The sequence below is a fragment of the Caulobacter sp. GW821-FHT12D05 genome (assembly GCF_058807295.1).
In genome coordinates, this window is the sequence record NZ_JBXAQO010000001.1 from 574,949 (window position 1) to 598,124 (window position 23,176).

The window sequence follows — 23,176 nt, forward strand, 5'->3', positions numbered from 1 at the left end:
CGCAAACGCCGGTCAGGAGGGGGATCTCCGGTGACCAGAATTCAGTCTGCTTTCGTGAGCGTTTCGGCTCTGGCTCTGGTGTTCGGTGCGGGCGAAGCGTTCGCCCAGACCGCGCCAGCGGGGCAGGGCGTCGAAGCCACGACGCTCGACGCGGTGATCGTCACGGGTTCGAAGACCCGCCGCCGCGACGCCGACTCGGTCGGCCAGCTGACCAGCATCACCGAGGAGGACCTGCAGCGGGCGGCCGTCGCTTCGGTCGGCGAACTGCTGCAGAAGCTGCCCAGCGCCGGCGTCAGCTACAATTCCAACGGCACGCAAGGCACCTCGTACGGCGGCAGCTCGATCAGCCTGCGTTACCTGGCCAACACCGACGGCGCGGCCGACCGCACCCTGGTGCTGGTCGATGGTCACCGCTGGGTGGACGGGGTCGGCGCGCGCGGCATCCGCGACTTCGTCGACCTGAACACCGTGCCGATCGGCATGATCGGCAGCATGGAGGTGCTGCAGGACGGCGCCTCGGCCATCTACGGCGCCGACGCCATCGCCGGGGTCGTCAACCTGAAGACCAAGCGCAACCTCGACGGCTTCCAGGTCGAGAGCAAATACGGCGTCTCCTCGCGCGGCGACGGCGAGTCGTTCAGCCTGCAGACCAACTGGGGCAAGAAGTTCGAGCGCGGCTCGGTCTTCGTCTCGCTCAGCTACGTCAACGAGGATCCGGTCGAGACCAAGGACCGCGACCTCACCCAGGTGTCGCTGACGGCCGGCCCGAACAACCTGAGCGCCGCGCCGTCCAGCCCGCGCGGTCTGTACATCCTGCCGGGCTTCTCGACGGCGGCCTCGCCCCTGACCCAGAACGTCGGGGTGACCACGGCCACGGGCATCGGCAGCTATCACCGCGCCAGCCTGCCGGATGACTACTACAACACCATGGCCCAGGGCATTTACGCCGTCGGCCCCAGCGAGCGGTACGGCATCTTCGCTCGCGTCGACCAGGATCTGACCGACCACGTCAAGCTGACCCTGGACGTGCTGTGGAACCGCCGCAGCAGCCAGCAGATCTTCTCGCCGACCAACCTGTCGATCGGCGGGACCTCGGGCACCTATCGCGGCTTCGCGATCGCGCCCAACCAGCAGTACAACCCGTTCGGCGTCGGTTTCGCGGCCAACCAGGCCTGGAACATCCAGATCTTCACGACCCCGGTCGGCTACCGGATCAGCAACCAGCAGGTCGACACCTACCGCGTGTCAGGCGAGCTGGCCGGGGATGCCGACCTCTTCTCGCGCAACTGGAACTGGTCGCTGTTCGGCTCGGCCGCGCAGAACCAGATGAAGTTCTCCTCGCCCGGCGGCATCGACCTGGAGCACCTGGCGCTGGGTCTGTCGGCCCCGTCGGTCTGCGCCGCGCAAGCCGGCTGCGTGCCGATCAACATCTTCGGCCAGATGACCCCGCAGCAGGCGGCCTACATCAACTCGACCGCCCGCGAGACCAACCAGACCAAGCTCTACGACCTGACCTTCGACGTGAACGGCGAGCTGATGCAGCTGCCGGGCGGGCCGCTGGCCATGGCCTTCGGTTTCGAGTGGCGCAAGAACGTCGGCGAGGATCATCCGGACGCCTATGTGAACACCGTCTCGACCGGGACCGGCGCGCTGCCGCTGCCGGCGACCACGGCGACCACCACCAACGTCATGCGCACGCCGACCGCCAACGGCTCGTACGACGTCAAGGAAGCGTTCCTTGAGTTCACCGCGCCGATCCTGGCCGACCTGCCGATGGTCAAGAAGCTCGAGCTGGACGTCGCCACCCGCTATTCGGACTACAACACCGCCGGTTCCAAACTGACCTCCAAGGTCGGCGTCGGCTACCGGCCCGTCGATGGCGTCCTCTTCCGAGGCACGTGGTCGCAAGGCTTCCGCGCCCCCTCGCTGATCGAGCTCTACACCGGCTCGCGTCAGTCCAACCTCGCGGGCAGTAATACCGACCCCTGCAACGGCGGCGCGGCCGCGCACCCTAATCTCCCCGGCTGCGCGGGCGTGCCGTCGACCTATAACCAGAGCTCGTACAACGGCGGCCTGCTGCCGCTGACGGTGTCGGGCAACGGCAAGCTCGATCCCGAGACGGCCAAGACCCTGAGCTACGGCGTCGCTCTGCAACCGGCCTTCGCGCCGGGTCTGTCGCTGACGCTGGATGGTTATGAGGTCACCATCAAGAACGCCATCTCGACGCCGTCGGTGGCTAACGCCTTGCAACTGTGCGCCACCCAGGCCGGGGCGTTCTGCGACCAGCTGACCCGCGATGCGGCTACCGGCCAGGTGCTGAACTTCAGCTCGTCGTTCATGAACCTCAATCAGATCAAGACGGCCGGCTACGACGTGGCGGTACGTTACCGTCGCAACACCGACATCGGCCTGATCGAGGGCTCGGTGCAGGGCACGCGCCTGCAGAAGTTCGACGTCACCTCGCCCAACCCGGCCGGCGGCGATCCGATCATCACCCATGCGGTCGGCACCTCGACCGGCGGCACCACGCCGGCCACGGCGCGGGCGACCTATCCGCGCTGGAAGGGCCTGGCCTCGCTGCGCTGGTCGAACGATGACTGGGCGGTGATGTGGCGCGGTCGTTATATCGGCTCGACCAAGGACGGCGCCGCGCCGGCCCTGCCGACGACCCCGGTCAAGGGCGACCGCGTCAAGGCGGTGACCTACCAGGATCTGCAGCTGGAGAAGGCGTTCGAGAAGGTGCGGGCCAATGTGACCGTGGGCGTCAACAACGTCTTCGACACCCAGCCGCCGCTGTCCTACGCCAACGCGCCGATCAACTTCGACATCTACACCTACGACGTCATGGGGCGGTATTATTACGTCCGCTTCGGCAAGTCGTTCTAGGTCGGAGTTCGCGTTCATGGCGACCTCGCCGATCACCCGCCGCGCCTTCGGGGGCGCGGCGGCCTTCCTCGGGCTGCTCGGGTCCAGCCGGACCCTGGCGGCTTCCGCCGAGCCCTATGACATGGTCCTGGAGAGCAATGTCGGCGTGAAGACGCGTGACGGCGTGCGGCTGGCCACCGACATCTACCGGCCCGCCAGAGGCGGCAAGGCCGTCGCCGGCCGCTTCCCGGTGATCATGGAGCGCACGCCGTACGGCCGGAACGTCGCCAGCTTCCGCGACATCACCGCCACCGACCGCTCGCCCAGGAGCCGCGCCGACGTGGCCCGGATCTACGTGTCCCAGGGTTATGTGGTGATCTTCCAGGACTGCCGGGGTCGCTACGACTCCGAAGGCGAGTTCATCAAGTATCTGAGCGAGGGCGCGGACGGCTACGACACCTGCGCCTGGATCGTCCGCCAGCCGTGGAGCGACGGCAAGATCGGCACGATGGGCCTGTCCTACGCCGCCCATACGCAGATGGCATTGGGCTGCCTAAACGCGCCGGGCCTGAAGGCGATGTTCCTGGACTGCGGCGGCTTCTCCAACGCCTATCAGGGCGGCATCCGCCAGGGCGGGGCGTTCGAGCTGAAGCAGGTGACCTGGGCCTACAATCTGGGCCTGGAGAGCAAGGCCGCGCAGAACGATCCGCGCTTGCTGGCGGCGCTGAAGACCGTCGACCTCAAGGCCTGGTTCGCCAGCATGCCGTGGAAGCGCGGCCACACGCCGATCAGCCTGCAGCCCGACTACGAGGCCTATGTCTACGAGCAGTGGGAGCACGGAAACTTCGACGGCTTCTGGAAGCAGGCCGGGATCTATGCCGAGGGCTACTACCCGACCTTCCCGAAGGTCGACATGGTCCATATGTCGGGCTGGTACGATGTCTATTCGCGCACGGCGACCGACAACTATGTCGGCTTGAACAAGGCGGGCCGCTCGCAGCGCCTGATCATGGGCCCCTGGACCCACGGGGCTCGCTCGACCTCTTACTCCGGAGATGTCGAGTTCGGCCCGGCCTCGACCATCGACGCCGATGGCGGCGGCGAGTTCTTCACCCAGCGGCTGAAGTGGTTCGACCGCCACCTGAAGGACCTGCCGGCCAAGGCCGCCGAGCCGCCGGTGCGCCTGTTCATCATGGGCGGTGGTGATGGCCGCAAGACGCCCGAAGGCCGCCTGAACCACGGCGGCGCCTGGCGCAGCGAGACGGCGTGGCCGATCCCGGATCGTCGCGAGACGGCCTTCTATCTCGGCGCCGACGGCGGCCTGCGGACCAAGAAGTCCGCCGCGGACGCTACGCCGCTCACCTATGCTTTCGATCCGTCCGACCCGGTCCCGACCATCGGCGGCGCGGTGACCTCGGGCGAGCCGCTGATGCGGCCCGGCGGTTTCGATCAGCGCGAAACGCCCGAACTCTACGGCGCCCGCGAACCGCTCCTGCCGCTGGAGGCGCGGCCCGACGTGCTGGTCTTCCAGACCGAGCCCCTGACGGAAGATGTCGAAGTCACCGGCGCGATCACCGCTGAGCTGTGGATCTCGTCCGACGCGGTCGACACCGACTTCGTCGTCAAGCTGATCGACCTCTATCCGCCCAGCGAGGACTATCCCGCCGGCTACGCCCTGAACCTGACCGACGGCATCCTGCGCTGCCGCTATCGCGACAGCTGGGAGAAGCCCGAGCTGATGACGCCGGGCCAGGTCTACAGGATCAAGGTCGAGGCCTTTCCGACCTCGAACCTGTTCAAGAAGGGCCATCGGATTCGGCTGGATGTGTCGTCCAGCAACTTCCCCAAGTTCGACGTCAATCCCAATACCGGCGCGCCCGAAGGCGTGGGGCTGACCCGCCAGGTCGCCCGCAACACCATCCACGTTGACGCCGCCCGACCCTCGCACGTCGTGCTGCCGATCATTCCGAGGCGCGCATGAGCACCGTCGAAGACACCACGCCTGGGCCGATCCTGACCCGCTGGTGGGCGCTGATGGAGATGCGCCTGGGCGTCGCGCCCGTGCCGTTGTTGGTGATCGTCATGGGCCTGGCGGCCGCCTATGTCGTCATGGGTAAGGCGCCGTCCGACATCCTGGCCAACATCGCCTTCCTAATCACCGGTGGCTTCCTGTGCGCGGAGATCGGCAAGCGGATCCCGATCCTCAACCGCCTGGGCTTCGCGGCCATCTTCGCCACCTTCGCGCCGTCCTATCTGGAATATGCCGGCCTGCTGCCGGAGGTGCTGGTCAAGTCGATCTCGGACTTCACCGAGAGCTCCAACTTCCTCTACCTGTTCATCGCGTCGATCGTGGTCGGCAGCATCCTGGGGATGGACCGCAAGTCTCTGATCACGGGCTTTGGCAAGATCTTCATCCCGCTGATCCTGGGCTCGATCGTCGCCTTCGTGGTCGGCTGCTCGACCGGTGTGGCGCTAGGCCTGGGCTTCAAGCACACCCTGTTCAAGATCGTCGCGCCGATCATGGCCGGCGGGGTGGGCGAGGGGGCGATCCCGCTGTCGATCGGCTACGCCCACTTCTCGGGCCAGCCGCAGGGCGAGGCCTTCGCCGAGGTCTTGCCGCCGGTCATGCTGGGCAGTCTCAGCGCGATCATCCTGTCGGGTGGTCTCAACTTCCTGGGGCGTCGCTACCCGAAGCTGACCGGCGAAGGCCGCCTGCAGCCGGGCGAGGAGACCGTGTCTCCGGCCGCCCACGCTTCGGTCGGCGGCGCGTCCTCGCCCCAGACCCTGGGCGCGGCCCTGCTGATGGTGGCGGTGCTGTATCTGCTGGGCGGCCTGACCCAGAGCCTGTTCCACTGGCCGGGGCCGGTGGTGATGCTGGGCCTGGCGGTGCTGATCAAGGTGGCCCGCCTGGCGCCGCCATCGCTGGAGCAGGGGGCCTATGCCAACTACCGCTTCTTCCAGGTTTGCGTGACCTATCCGCTGCTGTTCGCCATCGGCGTGGCCAAGACGCCGTGGGAGAAGCTGATGGAGGCGTTCAACCTGCCGACCTTGGTGACGATCTTCGTCACGGTCGTCTCGCTGATCGCCACGGGTTTCGTCACCTCGCGCTGGGTGGGCCTCCATCCGATCGAGGCAGCCATCGTGAACGCCACCCATTCGGGCCAGGGCGGCACGGGCGACGTGGCGATCCTGACGGCGGCCAATCGCATGCAGCTGATGCCGTTCGCCCAGATCGCCACGCGGATCGGCGGCGCGATCACGGTGACCGTCATCCTCGCCGCCTTCGCCCGCTGGCACTGACCTATCGGCGGGCGGCCTCGACCTTGCGGAAGACGCGCAGCCAGTTGCCGCCCCACAGCTTGTCGATGTCGGCCTCGGAATAGCCGTGGCGGACCAGTTCGGCGGTGACGTTCGCGGCCTCGCCCTCGTTGGCCCAGCCGACGACGCCGCCGCCGTGGTTGAAGTCCGAGGCGATGCCGACATGGTCGACGCCGATCCGCTTCACCGCGTAGTCGATCGAGTCCACGAAGTCCTTCACCGTTGCCTTGGGCAGCAGCGCGTTGACCGCGTGGCTATAGTCCGTCCGCTGGGCGGGCGAGAGCGCCTCGGTCCCGTCCGCCGGCTTGGCGAAGGCGGCGGGCAGGCCAAACTGCGCGCGGATCGGTGCGACCTTGGCGGCGAAGTCGGGGCCGGGGTTCACGAGGTAAGGCCCGAAGGCGACCACCTGGACCACGCCGCCATTGGCCTTGATCGCGTCCAGCTCCGCGTCCGACAGGTTGCGCGGCGCGTCGACCACGCCCCGGACGCCGGAGTGACTGGCGACGACCGGCGCGCGGCTCAGCTTCAGGGTCTGGAAGACGCCGTCCGGCGTCAGCTGCGAAACGTCGATGATCACGCCCAGGTCGTTGAGCTTACCGACGGCGGCCTTGCCCAGGGGCGAGAGGCCGTTCCACTCCGTCTTGGTCCCGCCGCTGGGCCGCGAGGAGTCGGCATAGGCGTTGTTGCCGGCATGGACGAAGCCGAAGCTGCGGACCCCGGCGCGGTAGTAGGCGTCGATCGGCTCCAGGCTCTCGCCGAACGGATAGGCGTTGAGGAAACCAACGACGATGGCGCGCTTGCCGACCTTGGCGGCGGCCTCGACATCGTTGGCGCTGAGCGCCAGCACGGCGCGGTCGGGGTGGCGCTCAGCCACGGCCCGGATCGCCGCCAGCTTGGCGTCGGCGTCGCTCTTGGCCTTGGCGTAGCCTTCCGGCGTACGCGGGCCTTGCGAGACAAACACCGCCAGCACGGCGGCGTCGACTTGGCCGCGCTCCAGCTTGGGCAGATCGACCTGGCCGTCGCCATCGACGGCGGCGTCGAAGGTCACCGGCACGTCGACATGGCTGTCCAGCACCAGGGCGCGGGCGTGAATGGCCGCCGCGTCCGGTTCGGCGGCCATCGCGGTGGTGGCCAACAGCAGGCTGGCCGAGGCGAGGGCGATAAGGCGCAGGCTCATTCGGCGGCGACCTTTTCCGGCGCGACGTTCCAGCGGTTCTCGGGGACCGGCAGGCCCAGGTGTCCGCGCAGGGTGTCGTGCTCGTATTCGGTGCGGAACAGGCCCCGCGCCTGCAGGATCGGCACGACCTTCTCGCGGAACAGGGCGTAGTCGCCGGGGCGGGTGACGTGCAGGATGAAGCCGTCGGCGGCGCGACCGTCGAACCAGCGCTGAATCTCGTCGGCGATGGTCTGGGGCGAGCCGACGAAGCCCGAGCGCCACGCCCCGAACCGCTCCGCCGCCTGGCGCAGGGTCAGGTTCTGCTCGCGCGAAACGCGGACGATCCGCTCGGCATGGCCCTTGTAGGCGTTGAGGCTGAGGTTGCTGACGTCCGGGAAAGGGCCATCCAGCGGATACTGCTTGAAGTCGTGATAGCCGAAGGCGCGGCCCAGCTGGACCAGCAGCTTGTCGATGCTGACCTCGCCGCGCTGGGCTTTGTCGATCGCCTGGGCCTCCTCGTCGGTCTCGGCGATGGTCGGGAACAGGCCCGGCAGGACGCTGATGTGGTCGGGATCACGGCCTTGCGCGACCGCGCGGGCCTTCAGGTCGGCATAGTACTCGACCGCGTCCTCGAAGGTGTCGACACCGGCGAAGACCCCCTCGGCGATGCGGGCGCCCAGGTCGCGGCCAGGACCGCTGACGCCGGCCTGGAAGATCACTGGTTGACCCTGGGGCGAACGCGACAGGGCCAGCGGTCCGGCGACGGAGAAGTGCTTGCCCTTATGGTTCAGGGCGTGCTGCTTGGCCTTGTCTAGGAAGACGCCGGCGGTCTTGTCGCGCGGGAAGGCGTCGTCCTCGTAGCTGTCCCACAGGCCTTGGACGACATCGACGAACTCGCCGGCCCGCTCGTAGCGCTCGCCGTGCTCGAAGTGCTCGTCGCGACCGTAGTTCTTCGAGGCGCCTTCCAGGCCCGTGGTCACCACGTTCCAGCCGGCGCGACCCTTGCTGATGTGATCCAGCGAGCCGAACTGGCGGGCCACATTGTAGGGCTCCCAGTACGAGGTGGTCAGGGTGCCGACGAGGCCGATCTTCGAGGTCGAGACCGCCAGGGCCGACAGCAGGGTCAGCGGCTCCAGGCGGTTAAGGAAGTGCGGGGCGGTGTCGGGGGTGATGAACGGGCTGTCGACGATGAACACCAGGTCGAACTTGGCCGCCTCGGCCAGCCTGGCGTTGTCGATGTACCAGTTGATGTCGATGCTGGCGTCGCTGGCCAGGGCGGGGTCGCGCCAACTGGCGTGATCGGTGCCGACGCCGGCCAGAATGGCGCCCAGTTTCAATTGACGTTGCGAGCCTTGGGTCACGTCGACCTCCTGATGAGACAGGTCGGCTCTATCGAAGTGCGCGGGGCTCCAATAATTGCGTCTTCTGAAGTGCTTTATTCGGCATCGTGAAGTTTGCCGATTTTTCTGAGGAAATTGGCGGTGGACTTGGAATTGCTGGAAAGGGCCGCAGGATTTCTTGCAGGGGCGCGATCGGGTCTGAGACGGCGCCGCGCGCTTATACCGACATCTGCAGCTATCACGCTCACATCTATTTCGACTTCGACGAGGATGCGGCCGACAAGGCGGCCCTGCTGCATCCGAACACGGACGATCCTCGCTCGGACCACCTGCACTACACCGCCTGGATCAACCGCTCGCAGCCGGTGAACGCCTAGGGGATGAAGAAGCCCGGCGCGGACGAGCCGCCGGTCGAGCTGATCTGTCCCAACACCAAGCCGCACGTGCCGATCGAGCGCGCCTGAAACGAAGAGCGCCGCCGTCCGGATCGGGCGGCGGCGCTGTTGGCTCTAGAGCGCGTATTTCAGCGTGACCAGGAAGGTCCGCGGGTCCGGGTAGTTGCGGTAGAAGACCCCGGTGGCTGGCGTGTAGGTCGAGGTCACCGGCTTGTCGGAGTTGAGCAGGTTGCGGCCCGACAGCTGCACGGCCCAGTGCGGATCCGGCGCGGTCCAGGTGATCGAGCCGTTCAGGAAGCCTTGGCTGGGAGCCGAGTCCTGCGGGCGTTGCAGGGCGTTGTAGTAGGTCTTGCTCTGCCATTGGGCGTTCAGGCCAACGCGGACGCTGCCGGGCACTTCGATCGGCACATCGTAAGTCAGGCCGCCGGCCAGGCTCCAGCGCGGCGAGTTCAGCAGGCGGTGGCCATCGGCATTGACGCCCACGCCGCCCGCGTTGCGATAGCGGTCATAGACGGCGAACAGATAGCCGACCGAGGCTTGCAGCCCCACCCGCTCGGTTGGGCGGATGTCACTCTCCAGCTCGACGCCGTAGGTGTGGGCCTTGCCGGCGTTGCCGCGGATCGAATTGCCCGGATAGGCCGGGTCGCTGTAGCTGACCTGCAAGTCCTTGTAGTCGTTGTAGAACACCGCCAGGTTCAGCCGCGCGCGGCGGTCGAACAGTTCGGTCTTCAGGCCCGTCTCGTAGCTGTCGACATTCTCGGGCGCGAAGGGGCGGGTGGCCAGGTCGATGCGAGTGGCGCGGTTGTCGAAGCCGCCCGACTTGAAGCCCTTGGAATAGCTCACATACTGCAGGATGTCCGACGTCCACTGGTACTGGGCCGAGAGCTTGGGCGTGATCGACGAGAAGATCTTGTCGGCCTTGCCGGCGATCGACTGGCCCACGACCTGGCCGGCCAGGTTCAGCACCTGGTTGTCGAAGACGAATTCCTTCTCCTCGTTGGTCCAGCGCAGGCCGCCGGTCAGGGAGAGGCGCTCGGTCGCCTTCCACGTCGCTTCGCCGAACACGGCATAGGCATCGGTGTTGGTGATGTTGTGGGCGCGGGCAAAGCCGTAATTACCGGGCGTCGTCACCGGGTCGGTGTTCTGGGCGTTGCGGCGGCTGAAGCCGTCGCGCTGCACGAAGAACCGCTCGTGCAGATAGAACAGGCCGCTGGTGAAGGTGACATCGCCGAAGTCGCCGTTCAGCTGCAGTTCCTGGGTGACGTACTGATCATTGTAGTGGATCAGGTTCTTCTGGATCAGCGCCGCCTCGCCGTCGTTCTCGTAATAGACGGGGTTGAGGTTGAAGCCGCCATAGGCGGTGATCGACTTTAGCTTCAGGCGTTCGCTGAGCTCGTACTGGACGCGCAGCGAGCCGCTGATCTGGTCCAGGTCCTGGGTCGGCTCGACCTCGGAGTAGGAGCGGTCGTTGCGGAACACGCCGCCGGGCTGGTTCACGGGGATGTAGCTGCGGGTGTCGCTGCGGTCACGCAGCGCGTTGATGGTCAGCAGGGCGTCCAGGCGCTCGCTGGGCGTCCAGCGCAGCTTGGCGCGGAAGGCGTCCAGGTCGATGCGGTTGACGTCGTGGTTCAATGTCGGGTCGAAGGTGACGCCGTCGCGGCTGTGATGGATGTACGAGAAGCTGCCCGATAGCTTGTCGGCGACCAGCGGCCCTTCGATCAGCGCACGGACATCGACCGCGCCGTAGTTGCCTAGGCCGACCTCGGCCTTGGCGCGCAGGGTCTGGCCCGGATCGCGGGTGATGATCCGCAGGGCGCCGGCGCTGGAGTTGCGGCCGTACAGCGTGCCTTGCGGGCCGCGCAGAACCTCGATCCGTTCCAGGTCGTTGAACTCGACCATCGAGCCGATCTGGCGCGGGATGTAGACGTCGTCGACATAGACGGCCAGCACCGGCTCCTGGATCGGATCGGCCTCGCCAACCCCGCGCAGGGCGTAGGTCTGGGTGGTGTGGCTGATCGTGACCCGGCTGATGGACAGGTTCGGAATCTGACCCGACAGGTCGCGGATGTTGTCGATCTTGCGGTCGGCCAGGACTTGCTGACCGAAGGCCGAGATGGCGATGGCGGTCTTCTGCAGGTCGGTGGCGCGGCGTTCGGCGGTGACGATCACCTGCTCGACGGCGGGCGCGGCGCTGTCGGCGGCGGGCGCCGGCTCGGCGGCCTGGGCCGTGCCAGCGATCGCCAGGCTGGAGCTGAAGAGCAAAAGCTCGCGCAGGTAAAGTTTAGGCATTTGATTTCATCCCCATCTGTTGAGTAGGGATTTGTCATCTGCACGATCTGTGCTCAATGAATATAAAGTTCAGAACGGGATAGATTTGCTCATATCGCGAAAGCTGAAATTCTATATTCGAAATTCTAAATCTATTTCAGGAAGGGTGTCAGCCGATCGTCCCAGAGCGATTTAACCTGAACAGCTCCGGGAATGATCTTGGCGGCGGCGAAGGTGTCGGCCACAGCCTGCTGCGAGGCGATCGCCGCGTCGCTGATCGGCCCCAGGATCGAGGGCGAGCTACGCTCCTGGAATTCCTGCTCGTAGTAGGCCTGCTTGACGCCGGTGGCGGCGGTGCGGACCTTGGCCCAGCGCACGCCGTCCGCGTTGATCCAGTCGAAGACCCGCTTGTAGCGCTGGACGTAGTCGCCGATCGCCTTCAGCCGCGCGGGATCATCCAGGGCTTCCTGCGAGGCGGCGATCAGGTAGTTGCCCGACAGGATGCCTTGAGCGGTGGTCAGCACCCGCGCCCCGGCCTCGCGGGCCTGGTAGACGATGACGCCATAGATGATCCAAGCGTCCAGCGCGCCGCTCTGGAAGGCGGCCAGGCCATCCTGCGGTGACAGCGCCACCGGCGTGATGTCGGCCCAGGTCAGGCCGGCTTTTTCCAGAAGACGCAGCAGGATGTAGTGCGAAGTCGTGGCCTTCACATAGCCGATCCGCTTGCCCTTCAGCTGGGCGAAGTCCTGGACCGGCGAGCCCTTGGGCACGAGCACCACCTGGTTGTTCACATCGCCCTGCAGCACGCCGACGATGCGGACCAAGTTGCCCGGATGGCCGGCGATGAAGATCGGCGGGATCTCGCTCATGCCGCCGAAATCCAGCGCCTTGGCGTTGATGGCCTCGGCGATCAGGTTGCCGCCAGCGAACTGGGTGCGGGCCAGCTTGTAGGGCGGCTCGCCGGCGCCGGCTTCCTTGAAGAAGCTCTCGGGATTGCCGCGATAGGTCGCCACTCGCAGAGTCAGGTCGGAGAGGTCGCCTGGCCCGGCGGGGGCCTTCGGCGAGCACGCCGCGAGACCGGCCAGCGAGAGGCCGCCGAGCATCAAGCCTCGGCGCGAGACGGAAAGATCGGGCATCAGTCGAACAGGTCCGGCTCTTCTTCGGTGACGATGTCCCAATAGGCTTGGAAGGCCCAGAAGCCGCCGGTCTCGGTTCCGACTTGGCCGGCGGTGTGCTTGGCGACCTCGGATGGCATAGGCTTGGTGGGGCCGGCGGCCTCGGCCAGCAGCTGAGCCTGACAGGCGTTCTCCATGGCCAGGTAGCGCCAGACTGCGGCCTCGACCGATTGGCCGACGGTCAGGATGCCGTGGTTCTGGAGGATCACCGCCTTCTTGGCGCCCAGCGCCCGGGCGATCTTCTGGCCCTCGCTGATATCCAGCACGACGCCGGAGAACTCTTCGAACAGCGCATGGTCGTCGTAGAAAGCGGCCGAGTCCTGGGTCAGCGGATCCAGCAGGCGGCCCAGGGCCGACCAAGCCTTGCCATACAGCGAATGCGAGTGGGCGGCGGCGACCACGTCGGGGCGCGCCTCGTGCAGCTGGCTGTGGATGGCGAAGGCGGCGCGGTTCAGGCGGGCGGGGACCTTGGCTGGCGGCTCGACGATGACGCCGCCATGGCTGACCAGCATCAGGTCCGAAACCTTGATCCGCGAGAAGTGGACGCCGAACGGATTGACCCAGAAGTGGTCGGTCAGCTCCGGGTCGCGGGCGGTGATGTGACCGGCCCCGCCCATGTCGAAGCCATGGCGGCCGAACAGGCGATACGAGGCGGCCAGGCGCTGCTTGCGATAAAGGCGTTCGGCCTCGACCGTCGGCTGGCGGGGGATCTCGCGCGAGCCGAACTCGGGCAGCACGGTCTCGATCTTGGCGGGGTGCGGCCCGGCAAAGGCGCGCGCCGAAGGATAGGCGGTCATGGCGGGTGTCCTTCAGTAGCCGCGCGACAGGTCGACGACGTCGGCCAGCGGCGCGCCGGACCGGAAGCGGGCCAGGTTCTCGGCGAACTGGGTCGCCAGGTTGATGCGGGTGTCTGGCGTATGCACCGAGGTGTGCGGCGACAGGCGCACCTTGGGGTGGCCATAGAACGGATGGCCGTCGGGCAGGGGCTCGGGGAAGGTGACGTCCAGGCTGGCGCGGCCGACGTGGCCTTCGTCCAGCGCCGTCAGCAGGGCCTCGTCGTCGATCAGGGCGCCGCGGGCGATGTTGATCAGGTGCAGGCCGGGCTTGGCATGCAGCAAGAGGTCGCGGTTGATGATCCGTTCGGTCTGTGGTGTGGCCGGAGCGGCCAGCACGACGTGGTCGCTGCGCTCGAACAGGGTCTTGAGATCGGCGACGCGCTCGACGCCTGGCACGGGGATGGGCGCATCCGAGCGGCGGACGGCCAGCACGTTGATCCCCAAGGCCTGGGCGCGCGGCGCCAGGGCCTCGCCGATCGCGCCGAAGCCGACCAGGCCCAGCGTCGAGCCGGCGACCAGCTTCAGCTGCTGCGGCGCCCAGCGGTTGGCCTGGTCGATCCAGATGTCGGGCAGGCGCTTGGCCTCGGCCAGGATGGCGGCCAGAGCGAACTCGGCCAGCGCCACCGCGGAAGAGCCGCGCGCCGAGGTGACGACCGGGCCCTCGAACAGCCAGTCCGGATAGAAGTCGATGCCGACCGAGACCAGCTGCACCCAGCGCACATCGAACGGCCAGCCCGGCGGGGCGCGCTCGGGCAGGATGCCGCCGGCTTTGCGGAAGGGCGCGGCGACCAGGACATTGGCCTTGGGCGGCAAGGGCGTGGTCAGGCCGGGCGGCACGGCGATGATCTCGGCGTCGGCCGCGTGCTGGGCGAAGACGCTGTTGAAGACCTCAGGCAGTTGGCTGGCGACGACGACACGGCTCATGCGGAAACCTTCGCGAAGGCGGCGCGGCCGGCCGCGGTCAGGGCGACGTCGGCCTGGGGCGTGTGCACCCGGCCGCACAGAACGTCGCGATGGTGGCGCTCCAGCGGATTGGCGCGGGTCAGGCCCGGATTGCCGGTCAGCTTCAGGGCCTTCTCGACGACGGTGATGGCGTTCTCGGTGACCAGGTGCTTGACCAGGCTGGCCTCGACGCCGTCGACTTCGCCGCGCGCGGCGGCGTCCAGCAGGACACGGTTGGACAGCAGCAGGCCGTCGATCTCGCCGACGGCTTCCTGGAAGCGGGGCAGGGTGGATAACGCCGCGCCCAGATTGGCCGGCTTGCGATGGGTCAGGAACTCGATCAGCCAGTCGCGCGCCGCCCGGGCGACAGCGTCGTAGATGGCCGAGGTCAGCACCGCCGACCAGGCCGCGAAGCTGGCCGGGTAGGGCGGCGGCGCGCCCGGCGGCTGTGGGTCCAGGGCGTGGTCCAGCGGGACCAGCACGTCCTCAAATACCACGTCATGGCTGGCGCTGGCGCGCAGGCCCAGATGGTCCCAGCTTTCTTCGATGACCACGCCGGGCGTGTCGGCACGAACCAGCCAACCGCCGACCAGGGGTTCAGCGTCGTCGCTGCGGGCCCAGACCACGAACCAGGTCAGGTTGGTCGAGCCGGTCGAGTAGATCTTGCGGCCGCTGATCCGCCAGCCTTCGGGCGTGCGGCGGGCGATGGTCGCCGGCAGGCCGCCCCGTGCGGGCGTGCCCAAGTCCGGCTCGACCCGCAGGGCGTTGATCAGGGCGCCGTGCTCGATCGCCTCGCCGATCACGCGGGTCTTGAGGTGTTCAGGCCAGCCCGAGCGGCCCTCGACCGAAGCGTGAAACAGGTACTGCATGACCAGCACCAGCGCCGTGGCCGGTTCGCCGCGCGCCACGGCCGAGACGACCTTCAGCGCCGTCGGCAGGTCGGCTTCCAGTCCGCCCAGACGCGCCGGCGCGGTGAGAGCCAGCAGGCCGGCTTCATGCAGAAGGCGGAAGTTCTCGGCCGGGAAGCTGGCCTCGCGGTCGTGCTGGCCGGCGGTCTCGGCGAAGGCCCGGGTCAGGCCGGGCAGGATCGTGTCGAGGTCAGGCAATCGCGGCGATTGCAGGCGGCGGACCGGGGCGTTCACGGCGTGATCCCGTGAAACGGATTGCGCGAGGTCATCGCCACGCCTTTCTCCAAAATCTCGTGGCGCGCTGGCCAGAGCCTCGAAGTAGGCGCTTAATTCCTATCTATTCAATAGACTTTTACTCAGGGCTCTTATCAGCAAATCTCGAGTGTCAGCCGCTGAGCGGTGGGTGTCCGCGCTCCCCGAAGGGAGCGCGGACGATCGGGTTAGAAGGTCTTGCGGATGCTGGCGTAGAAGTACCGGCCGTAGGGCTGGTACACGGTGCCCAGATAGCCGTTCGAGGACAGCGGCGGGGCCTCGTTGGTCACGTTGCGCACGCCCAGCTTCAGGCGGGTGTTGGCCGCCCAGCCCTTGGTGAACTCGTACTGACCGTAGACGTTGGTCGTGACCTGGGAGTCGATGATCCACGGCGCGCCGGCCGAGTCGATCAGGCCGGTGTCGTCGATGTCCGAGACGTACTGGGTGAACACCCCGGCCGAGAACTGGTCGAGGCTCCAGCTCAGGGCGGCGGTCCACTTCCAGTCCGGCTTGCTGTTCTGGCGGATGTAGCTGCCGCCGCCGGTGATGGTGGTGCCGGCGTTGATCGTGCCGGCCGCGCGGGCCGCCATCAGCGCCGCGATCTGCGGCGAGGGCTGCTGGTAGAACTTGATCAGGTGGGCGCCGTTGACGTTCAGGTCGAAGTCACCGATCGGCGTGCCGTGCTTGCGCCACATCAGGCCGATGTCGATGCCGCGGGCTTCCTGCGGCAGGGTGTTGACGTACTGGTCCTTGACGTACAGCACCGTGCCGACCGGGGTCAGGCCAGTGCCGGCGAAGGCGGCGATGTCGTCGGCCGTCGCGGCGGCGCGGACGACGTTGGCGTTTGAGCCGCCGCCGACGCGCTGCAGGTAGTCCAGGATCAGGGCGTTGCCCTCGCCGAACAGGCCGACGATGCCCTTCTGCTTCACGCGCCAATAGTCGGTGGTCAGGGTGAACTGACCGAACTCCGACGGGATGAACTTCGGCTCGAACACGAAGCCGAAGCCCATGGTCTCGGAATCTTCCGGCTTCAGGTCGGGGTTACCCGAGCGCTGCGCCTGGACGCTGAGCGTACGGGTGCAGTTGCTGAAGCTGGTGATCCGGCCCGCGCGCAGGTCGGCCTCGCAGCGGACGTAGTCGGTGCGGGTGTTGGCGCGGGTGACAACCGTGGCGTTGATCTGTTCCAGGTTCGGGGCCTTGAAGCCCTGGGCCCACGAACCGCGGACGCGGAAGCCGTCGACCAGGTCCCAAGCCAGCGCGACCTTGGGTTTGGCCACCGAGCCGACGTCGCTGTACTTCTCGGCGCGGCCGGCCAGTTGCAGCTCGACGCTGCGGACCAGAGGGATGCCCATCTCGGGCGAGATCACCGGCACGGCGAACTCGATATAGGCCGAGCTGACCTTGCGCGAGCCCTTGGTGTCGGGCGACGGGCTGGTGCCGACCATGTCGCTGCCATAGACGATGCCCGTCACCGAGTTGGTGTAGGTGATCGTGCCGTCGACGTGGGCGTCGCGGTCGTCGTGCTGGGTCTCGCGACGCCATTCGACACCGGCCGCCACGCCGACATCGCCGCCGGGCAGGGCGAACAGGTCAGCCTTCGAAACGCGGAAATCCCACGACGCCAGCGAGCTGGTGCTCTCGCGCTTGGACTTGAAGCGGATCGCGTCGATCGCCGCCTGGCTGCTGGGCGTGGCGTCACCGACGCTGGGGTTGGACACCGTGCCGCCGTTGAACGGGTTGTAGGCGTCGGCGGTCGACAGGCCGATCTGCTTTTGGGCCGCCGTGGCGCTGATGCCGTCCGAGACGTCCTTGACCTTGGATTGCGAGTACAGCAGCGCCGACTCCCACTTCCAGCCCATGGCGTCGCCGCGCAGGCCGGCCAGGAAGCGGTTCTGGTCGTTGGTGACGTCGACCTGCTGCTTGCCGGCGTCGACGAAGTCGTAGCTGGTCAGGGTGACGGCCAGGCCGCCGGCCGGGGCGTTGATGCCCGCCAGGCGGTTGGGATTGGCCACGCCATTGAAGGTCGTCGGACCGAAGGGGTTCCAGTAGCTGGTGGTCGGGGCGGTGATCACCTGGGCCGAGGTGGTCGTCGCCGGGGCTTGGTAGGCGCGGGTCTTGGCGTGATAGACGCCGACTTCGCCGAAGGCCGTGATGGTGTCGGTCACGTCGTAGTGGCCGGTGACGAAGACGTTCAGGCGCTTGAGCGCCGGCATCACCGTCAAGCCGCTGGCGGCCCCGTCATAACGCAGGTTGCGGTCGTCGCCCGAGGTGGCCGGCGCGCCGTCGTCGATGCTGATGCCGTTGCCGACGGTGGCCAGGCTGCCCGGATAGGTCGTCGGCTGGACGTGGAAGGCGCCGGCCGAGCTGGTGATCAGGGTCGTGCCGACCCGCACCGCCGAGGCGGCCGTGAAGCTGCCCCACGGCGTGACCGTGCCGCGGCCGTCCAGGGAGGCCGCGCCGTCGAACCGGGTGCCGGTGAACAGGCCGCGCTTGTCGGCCGAGGCGGTGTAGTCCTGGTCCGTGGTCCGCAGTTCGGTGCGTTTGTCGTAGCTGACGAGGGCGGTCAGGTTGCCGCGCTCGAAATTGTGGCCGAACAGGCCGTTGAACTCATATTCCTTGAGGTTCGTGCCCTCGGCCGCGCCGTACTGGGCCTCGACGTCGACGCCGTTGAAATTGTCCTTCAGCACGGTGTTGACCACGCCGGCCACGGCGTCGGTGCCGTAGATGGCGGCGGCGCCGTCACGCAGGACTTCCAGTCGCTTGAGGCCCGAGGTCGGGATGGCGTTGGTGTTGTAGGTGATGGTTGGGACCAGGCTGTTGCCGTCGGCCTGGCTGGTCGGGTGGGCGACCACGCGGCGGCCGTTCAGCAGCACCAGGGTGTTGCCCGAACCCAGGTTGCGCAGGTTCACCGAACCGATGTCGCCGCGGGCCGAGTTGCTGCTGCCGGGCAGGTAGCTGGAGTTGTAGTTCACGTCGCCCATCTGCGGGATGGCGCGGAACAGGTCATCGCCCGAGCTGGCGGCCACGGCGTCCAGCTGCTTGCCGTCGACGACGGTGACGGGCAGGGCGGCGGTAGCCTTGGCGCCTTCGATGCGCGAGCCGACGACGACGATTTCCTCGACGGTGCTCTCTGGCGCGCCGGTCTGGGCGGCGGCTTGGCCGGCCCAGGCGACGCAGAGCGCCGAGGTGGCGAACATGGCGGCGCGTAGCGCCTTCGTGTTGGTCATGCGAGTTCCCCTACTTGATGCCTCCGCCCCCCAAGAGCGGAGTTACGCGTTGTTGTCCGACCCACTCACTTCCTCCCGCCGGCTCCCCTTGGGGGAGCGCGACGCCCCGGGCGCGGTCTTGACGCCGCGCGCCGGGTGACCTCGTTTGGCAGCCCTAGAAGAAGACGACGTTGTCGACTTCCAGCCAGAACTTCTCGCCGCCCTTGCGGCCGCCCATGAACTCGACCTCGGTCAGGTCCGAAGCGGTCCATTCGCCCTTCGCGCCGCGCTCGCTGGCGGGCTTGAGGGCGGAGAACGGAACTTCGACGGTCTGCCAGGTCGAACCCGCCTTGAACGGCGCGGCCCAGCGGCCGCTCGACGCGGTGACGCCCAGGGCGTAGTCGCCGTCGCCGCGCACCTCGAAGCGCACGCCCTTGAAGGCGCGGGCGTCGACGGGCTGGATCGAGCCCACGGTCAGCGGGATGATCACCCCGGCGGAGGGTTTGGCCTTCATCGCCATGCGGGCGTTGATCGACAGAGCGTGACCGTCGGCGCCGCGCGGGATGCGCTGGCTGATCTCGACCGTGCGGTCCAGGCCGCCGTCGGGATCGTCGGTGCGCAGGGTGTTGAGGCTGGAGCGGCCGTCGGCGCGCTCGAAGTCGTCGATCTGGGCCTTGGCCGGAACCGAAGGCATCGTCGTGGCCTGGTTGGCGGTCGTGGGCGGCGCGCCCGGACCGAAGACCAGCTTGCCGTCGATGAAGACGCGGTCGGTCTTGCGCACGTCGCTGATCGTCTTCCAGGGTTCGCCCTTGATCAGCACGAGGTCGGCGCGCTTGCCCACCTCGATCGTGCCGCGATCGCTCAGCTGGTTGATGACCTTGGCGCTCAGCGCCGTGCCGGCCATCAGGGCCTCGGACGGCGTCAGGCCCGCGCGGACCATCAGCTCCATCTCGTGGAGGGTCGAGACGCCGTGCGGCGTGCCCGGCATGCCCGCGTCGGTCCCCAGCGCGATGATCACGCCGGCGTCGTGCAGCGCCTTGGCGTTGCCCAGGGCGTAGTCGAACTTCTTGAAGCTCTGCTTGGCGTTCGGGCTCTCGTCCGGATCGCGGGCTGGCTGGCCCGGCTTCACCGGCTCGTACACAGCGAGGGTCGGGGTGTCGGCCGTGCCGCCCGCCTTCAGAATCTCGATCGCCTCGGCGTCCAGCGGACGATCCTGCAGGCTGTGGGTGATGACGTCGACCTTGGACCGGCCAGCGACCTCGCCGCGATCGACGCTGACGGTGTGGGTGAAGACCTTCAGATTGTTCTTGTGGGCCTCGTCGACCAGGGCGGTCAGGGTCCACTCATCCATGCTGGTGTTGTCGGGCGCGACGCCGTAGCGCCAGCCGTCAGTGAAGGCCTTGATCAGGTCGGGCTTGTAGGGGACCAGCGCCTTGACCGCCGCGCGGGCGGCTTCAGGGGTGTTGACCCACTTGGTGGTGGCGGTGTCGGCCCAGTCGGCGCCGTGGCCGCCTGGCGTGCTCATGCGCGCGGCGAAGTTCACATGCGGCGCGACCAGGGTCGACAGCCACTGGCGGCGCGGCGCGAACGATTCCGGCGCGGCGTTGAAGTCGCTGACCGTGGTGACGCCCGCCGACACATAGGCTGTGGCGATCTGCGGCGTGGTGGCGGGAATGCCGCCCGGCGTCCAGTGGGTGTGCAGGTCGAAGAAGCCCGGCAACAGGGCCTGGCCCTTGGCGTCGATCACCTTGGCGCCGCGCGGCGCCTTCACGGTCGGGCCGACCTCGGCGATGCGGCCGTCGCGGATGATGACATTGGCCAGATGAGGGGCGGCGCCCGTGGCGTCGAAGACCGTCGCGCCCATGATCGCGACGACGGGCGTTTCCGCCGCCTGGGCGATCCCGAAGGCTGCGAGCCCAAGGCTCCCGGCTAGGGCGGTGGCCGCCAGAGCGGTCTTACGGATAGGCTTCATGACAATGAGATCCCGACCTTGCCGATGCTACTGCTTGATCGACGAATGGGATTTTCGTTTCCGCCACTCAGCTGTGTTCGAGACCTCAATAACTGTAATTGGTAAAGATGACGGGTGGGCGAGGGGCCCACCCGTCGGTCTTCTCTAGAAGCGCTTGCGGACCTGGAAACCGGCCGTGCGCGGGTTGATGCTGACGACCTGCTTGGGGTTGTTCACCGCCGAGGTCACGCTCATCAGCCCGACTTCGTCGGTGACGTTGTTGACGAAGACATAGGCGCCCCAGTCGGCGCCTTCGACGCCGGCGCGCAGGTTGGCGTAGCCGTAGTCGCCCTGCTTTTCATAGTAGACGTAGGTCGGGCGGAACTGCGAAGCGGACTGGCCGACATAGGCGTAGTCGGCGCGCAGCAGGCCGTTCAGGTCGCCCTTCAGCGGCCAGGTATATTCGACCGCAGCCGAACCGCTGTACTTGGCCACGTTCGGGAACTCGTCGCCGCGCAGGCCGGTCGAGCCGGTGATCAGGATGGTCGAGTTGGCCTGGTCTTCCGTCAGCTTAGCGTCGACGATGGCGGCGGTGCCGCTGATCGTCAGGCCGGAGATCGGACGCGCCACCGCCTCGACTTCGAAGCCCTTGATCTTGGCTTTGCCGGCGTTGGTCAGGTAGCTGAAGGCGCCGTTGGCGCTGGTCGCCGAGATCTGCATGTTCGACCAGTCGATCTGGTAGACGGCTGCATTCAGCGTCAGGCGACGGTCGAACCACTGGCTCTTCACGCCACCTTCGTAGTTCCAGAGGCTGTCGGGCGCATAGCCCAGCAGCGCGCTGGCCAGGCCCGGCACGTTGTTGGCGCCGCCGGGGCGGAAGCCCTTAGCCGCCACGGCATAGAACATGACGTCCGACGTGACCTGGTAGGAGGCGTTCAGCTTGCTGACCCAGCCGTCGGCGCCGGCGTCGACCTGGGCGGCCGGACCGACATAGGACTGGGTGATGAAGTTGCTGATCAGGACCTGGCCCGAGACCGTCTTGTCGTACTTGAAACGACGCAGGCCGCCGGTCAGGGTCAGCTTGTCGACCGGCTTCCACGAGACTTCACCGAAGAAGGCGGTCTGCTTGGTGTCGGTGCCGACATGGCGCCAGGCGGTCAGGTCGTTGGGGTTGATGATGCCGGTGACGGCGTCGCCCTTGGCCACCTTGCTCTCGATGTAGTCTTCGCGCTTTTCCAGATAGACGCCGGCCGTCCAGTCGACCTTGTCGTCGAACAGCGAGCCGGTCATGCGCAGCTCGTGGTTCCACGAGGTCAGGCCCATCGGCTGATAGAGCGCGCCGGGCGTGCGGCTGTCGGCATAGGCGGTGTAGGCCGCCAGCTGCGTGGCGTTACAAGCCGGGTTGGTCGCGCCCGCCGCGGCGGGACCGCCGGCGATGTAGTTGCGGCACGAGGTGGCGTTGGCGCGGCTGCCCGACAGGGTGGGGCTGTAGTCGGAGTTCCGCAGCAGCGTCCACTTGTAGTAGGACGAGGTCGCCGTGACCGTGGCGAAGTCCAGGTCCCACTTGCCCGTGACGTTGTACATCCGCAGGTTATCGCTGGTCGGGGCGATGACGCGGGCGTTGGTCGAATAGGCGTCCTTGCCCAGCGCCGGATACCAGCTGTTCTGACCGTCCAGGGTGGTCTTCTGGTACAGGCCCGAGGCGTTGATCGTCAGGTTCTCGGTGGGCGTGAAGCCCAGCATCAGGCGACCGCCGCTGGAGTGCTGGTCGTTGATGTCCTTCTTGTTCAGCAGAACGTCATCGACATAGCCGCCGCCCTCGGTCTTGTAGAGCACCAAGCGCGCGGCCAGCTTGTCCTCGATCAGCGGCACGTTGACCATGCCCTTCACCGAGTAGCCGCTGCTGCCGCCCTTGGTGCTGGTGCCCTGGGCCTCGACGGCGCCGGCATAGCGGCTGGTGTCGGGCTTGTTGAGGATCACCCGCAGGGTGCCGCCCATCGAGCCCGAGCCGTACAGCGTGCCTTGCGGGCCGCGCAGGACTTCGATGCGCTCGGCGTCGAACAGGTTGACGTCGGCGCTGGTCGAGCTGGCGTCGGCGGTCGTGCCGGCCGGACCCGTCAGCGGGGTTTCGTCGTAATAAAGGCCGACGGTGGCTTCACCGGCGCTGCGCACGCCGCGCAGGGTCAGGCGGCGGCTGGTGGGCGAGTTGCCGTCGACCTGCAGGTTCGGAACGGTGCGGAAGTAGTCCTGGATGCCTTGTGCGCCCAGCGCCTGCAGCGACTTCTCGGTGACCGCGCTGACGCTGATCGGGGTGGTCTGGACGGTGGTGGAGCGCTTCAGCGCGGTGACGACCACTTCTTCGATCGTGCCGGCGTCATTGGACTGGGCGAAAGCCTGGCCGGCCATCAGGCTGGTCAGGGCGCTGGCGCCCAGGGCCAGGGTGCGAAGGCCTCGAAACTGCATCATTGTTGATCCCCTCTTTGCGGCGCGCTCGACGGCGGCCTGTAGGATCAGACGCAAGGTGGCGGGGCTCCCTCACCTGAGCGACGCGAAAAAGACGCGTC

At 67.4% G+C, this 23,176-nt stretch carries 14 protein-coding genes; 4 read left to right on the forward strand and 10 right to left on the reverse strand.

Features of this window, described 5'->3' with window-relative positions; genetic code table 11:
• Positions 1 to 54: 54 nt before the first annotated feature.
• The 3 genes from AC1RRR_RS02540 to AC1RRR_RS02550 are packed head-to-tail and all read left to right on the forward strand — an operon-like array spanning position 55 to position 6,165.
• Positions 55 to 2,886, forward strand: coding sequence for a TonB-dependent receptor domain-containing protein (locus tag AC1RRR_RS02540; protein ID WP_492810304.1), 2,832 nt, complete (start codon positions 55 to 57; stop codon positions 2,884 to 2,886).
• Between the two features lie 16 nt (positions 2,887 to 2,902).
• Positions 2,903 to 4,846, forward strand: a complete 1,944-nt coding sequence (locus AC1RRR_RS02545; RefSeq protein WP_492810305.1) for a CocE/NonD family hydrolase — start codon at positions 2,903 to 2,905, stop codon at positions 4,844 to 4,846.
• Entirely contained in the window at positions 4,843 to 6,165 is a 1,323-nt protein-coding gene (locus AC1RRR_RS02550) for a 2-hydroxycarboxylate transporter family protein (protein WP_492810307.1), read from the forward strand. Before AC1RRR_RS02545 ends, AC1RRR_RS02550 begins: the two co-directional genes overlap by 4 nt.
• Before the next feature lies 1 nt (position 6,166).
• Here the strand turns inward: AC1RRR_RS02550 and AC1RRR_RS02555 are convergent, their stop codons facing one another.
• The gene (locus AC1RRR_RS02555; protein ID WP_492810309.1) at positions 6,167 to 7,360 is read right to left on the reverse strand and encodes a dipeptidase; all 1,194 of its coding nucleotides are present in this window, start codon (positions 7,358 to 7,360) and stop codon (positions 6,167 to 6,169) included.
• A complete protein-coding gene (locus AC1RRR_RS02560; protein WP_492810311.1) occupies positions 7,357 to 8,700 on the reverse strand; it encodes an LLM class flavin-dependent oxidoreductase in 1,344 nt (447 codons plus the stop codon). The genes AC1RRR_RS02555 and AC1RRR_RS02560 overlap by 4 nt, the downstream gene beginning before the upstream one ends.
• Before the next feature lie 86 nt (positions 8,701 to 8,786).
• Between AC1RRR_RS02560 and AC1RRR_RS02565 the strand changes: the two genes are divergently transcribed.
• Positions 8,787 to 9,056, forward strand: coding sequence for a hypothetical protein (locus tag AC1RRR_RS02565; RefSeq protein WP_492810313.1), 270 nt, complete (start codon positions 8,787 to 8,789; stop codon positions 9,054 to 9,056).
• A 132-nt stretch (positions 9,057 to 9,188) separates the two neighbouring features.
• Here the strand turns inward: AC1RRR_RS02565 and AC1RRR_RS02570 are convergent, their stop codons facing one another.
• The 8 genes from AC1RRR_RS02570 to AC1RRR_RS02605 form a co-directional block, all read right to left on the reverse strand.
• Positions 9,189 to 11,363 carry a TonB-dependent receptor gene (locus tag AC1RRR_RS02570; RefSeq protein WP_492810315.1) on the reverse strand — a complete coding sequence of 725 codons (2,175 nt, stop codon included), beginning with the start codon at positions 11,361 to 11,363 and terminating at the stop codon, positions 9,189 to 9,191.
• 131 nt (positions 11,364 to 11,494) lie between these two features.
• Entirely contained in the window at positions 11,495 to 12,478 is a 984-nt protein-coding gene (locus AC1RRR_RS02575) for an ABC transporter substrate-binding protein (protein ID WP_492810317.1), read from the reverse strand.
• On the reverse strand, positions 12,478 to 13,314 hold the full coding sequence (locus AC1RRR_RS02580) for a class II aldolase/adducin family protein (protein ID WP_492810318.1): 837 nt from the start codon (positions 13,312 to 13,314) through the stop codon (positions 12,478 to 12,480). The genes AC1RRR_RS02575 and AC1RRR_RS02580 overlap by 1 nt, the downstream gene beginning before the upstream one ends.
• 12 nt (positions 13,315 to 13,326) lie before the next feature.
• On the reverse strand, positions 13,327 to 14,277 hold the full coding sequence (locus AC1RRR_RS02585; protein WP_492810319.1) for a D-isomer specific 2-hydroxyacid dehydrogenase family protein: 951 nt from the start codon (positions 14,275 to 14,277) through the stop codon (positions 13,327 to 13,329).
• Positions 14,274 to 15,437 (reverse strand): acyl-CoA dehydrogenase family protein, encoded by a 1,164-nt coding sequence (locus AC1RRR_RS02590; protein WP_492810321.1) that lies wholly within the window; start codon positions 15,435 to 15,437, stop codon positions 14,274 to 14,276. Before AC1RRR_RS02590 ends, AC1RRR_RS02585 begins: the two co-directional genes overlap by 4 nt.
• 206 nt (positions 15,438 to 15,643) lie before the next feature.
• A complete protein-coding gene (locus tag AC1RRR_RS02595; RefSeq protein WP_492810323.1) occupies positions 15,644 to 18,682 on the reverse strand; it encodes a TonB-dependent receptor plug domain-containing protein in 3,039 nt (1,012 codons plus the stop codon).
• Between the two features lie 154 nt (positions 18,683 to 18,836).
• On the reverse strand, positions 18,837 to 20,633 hold the full coding sequence (locus AC1RRR_RS02600; RefSeq protein WP_492810325.1) for a CIA30 family protein: 1,797 nt from the start codon (positions 20,631 to 20,633) through the stop codon (positions 18,837 to 18,839).
• A 144-nt stretch (positions 20,634 to 20,777) separates the two neighbouring features.
• Complete coding sequence (locus tag AC1RRR_RS02605) at positions 20,778 to 23,078, reverse strand: TonB-dependent receptor (RefSeq protein WP_492810327.1); 2,301 nt, start codon at positions 23,076 to 23,078, stop codon at positions 20,778 to 20,780.
• Positions 23,079 to 23,176 lie beyond the last annotated feature (98 nt).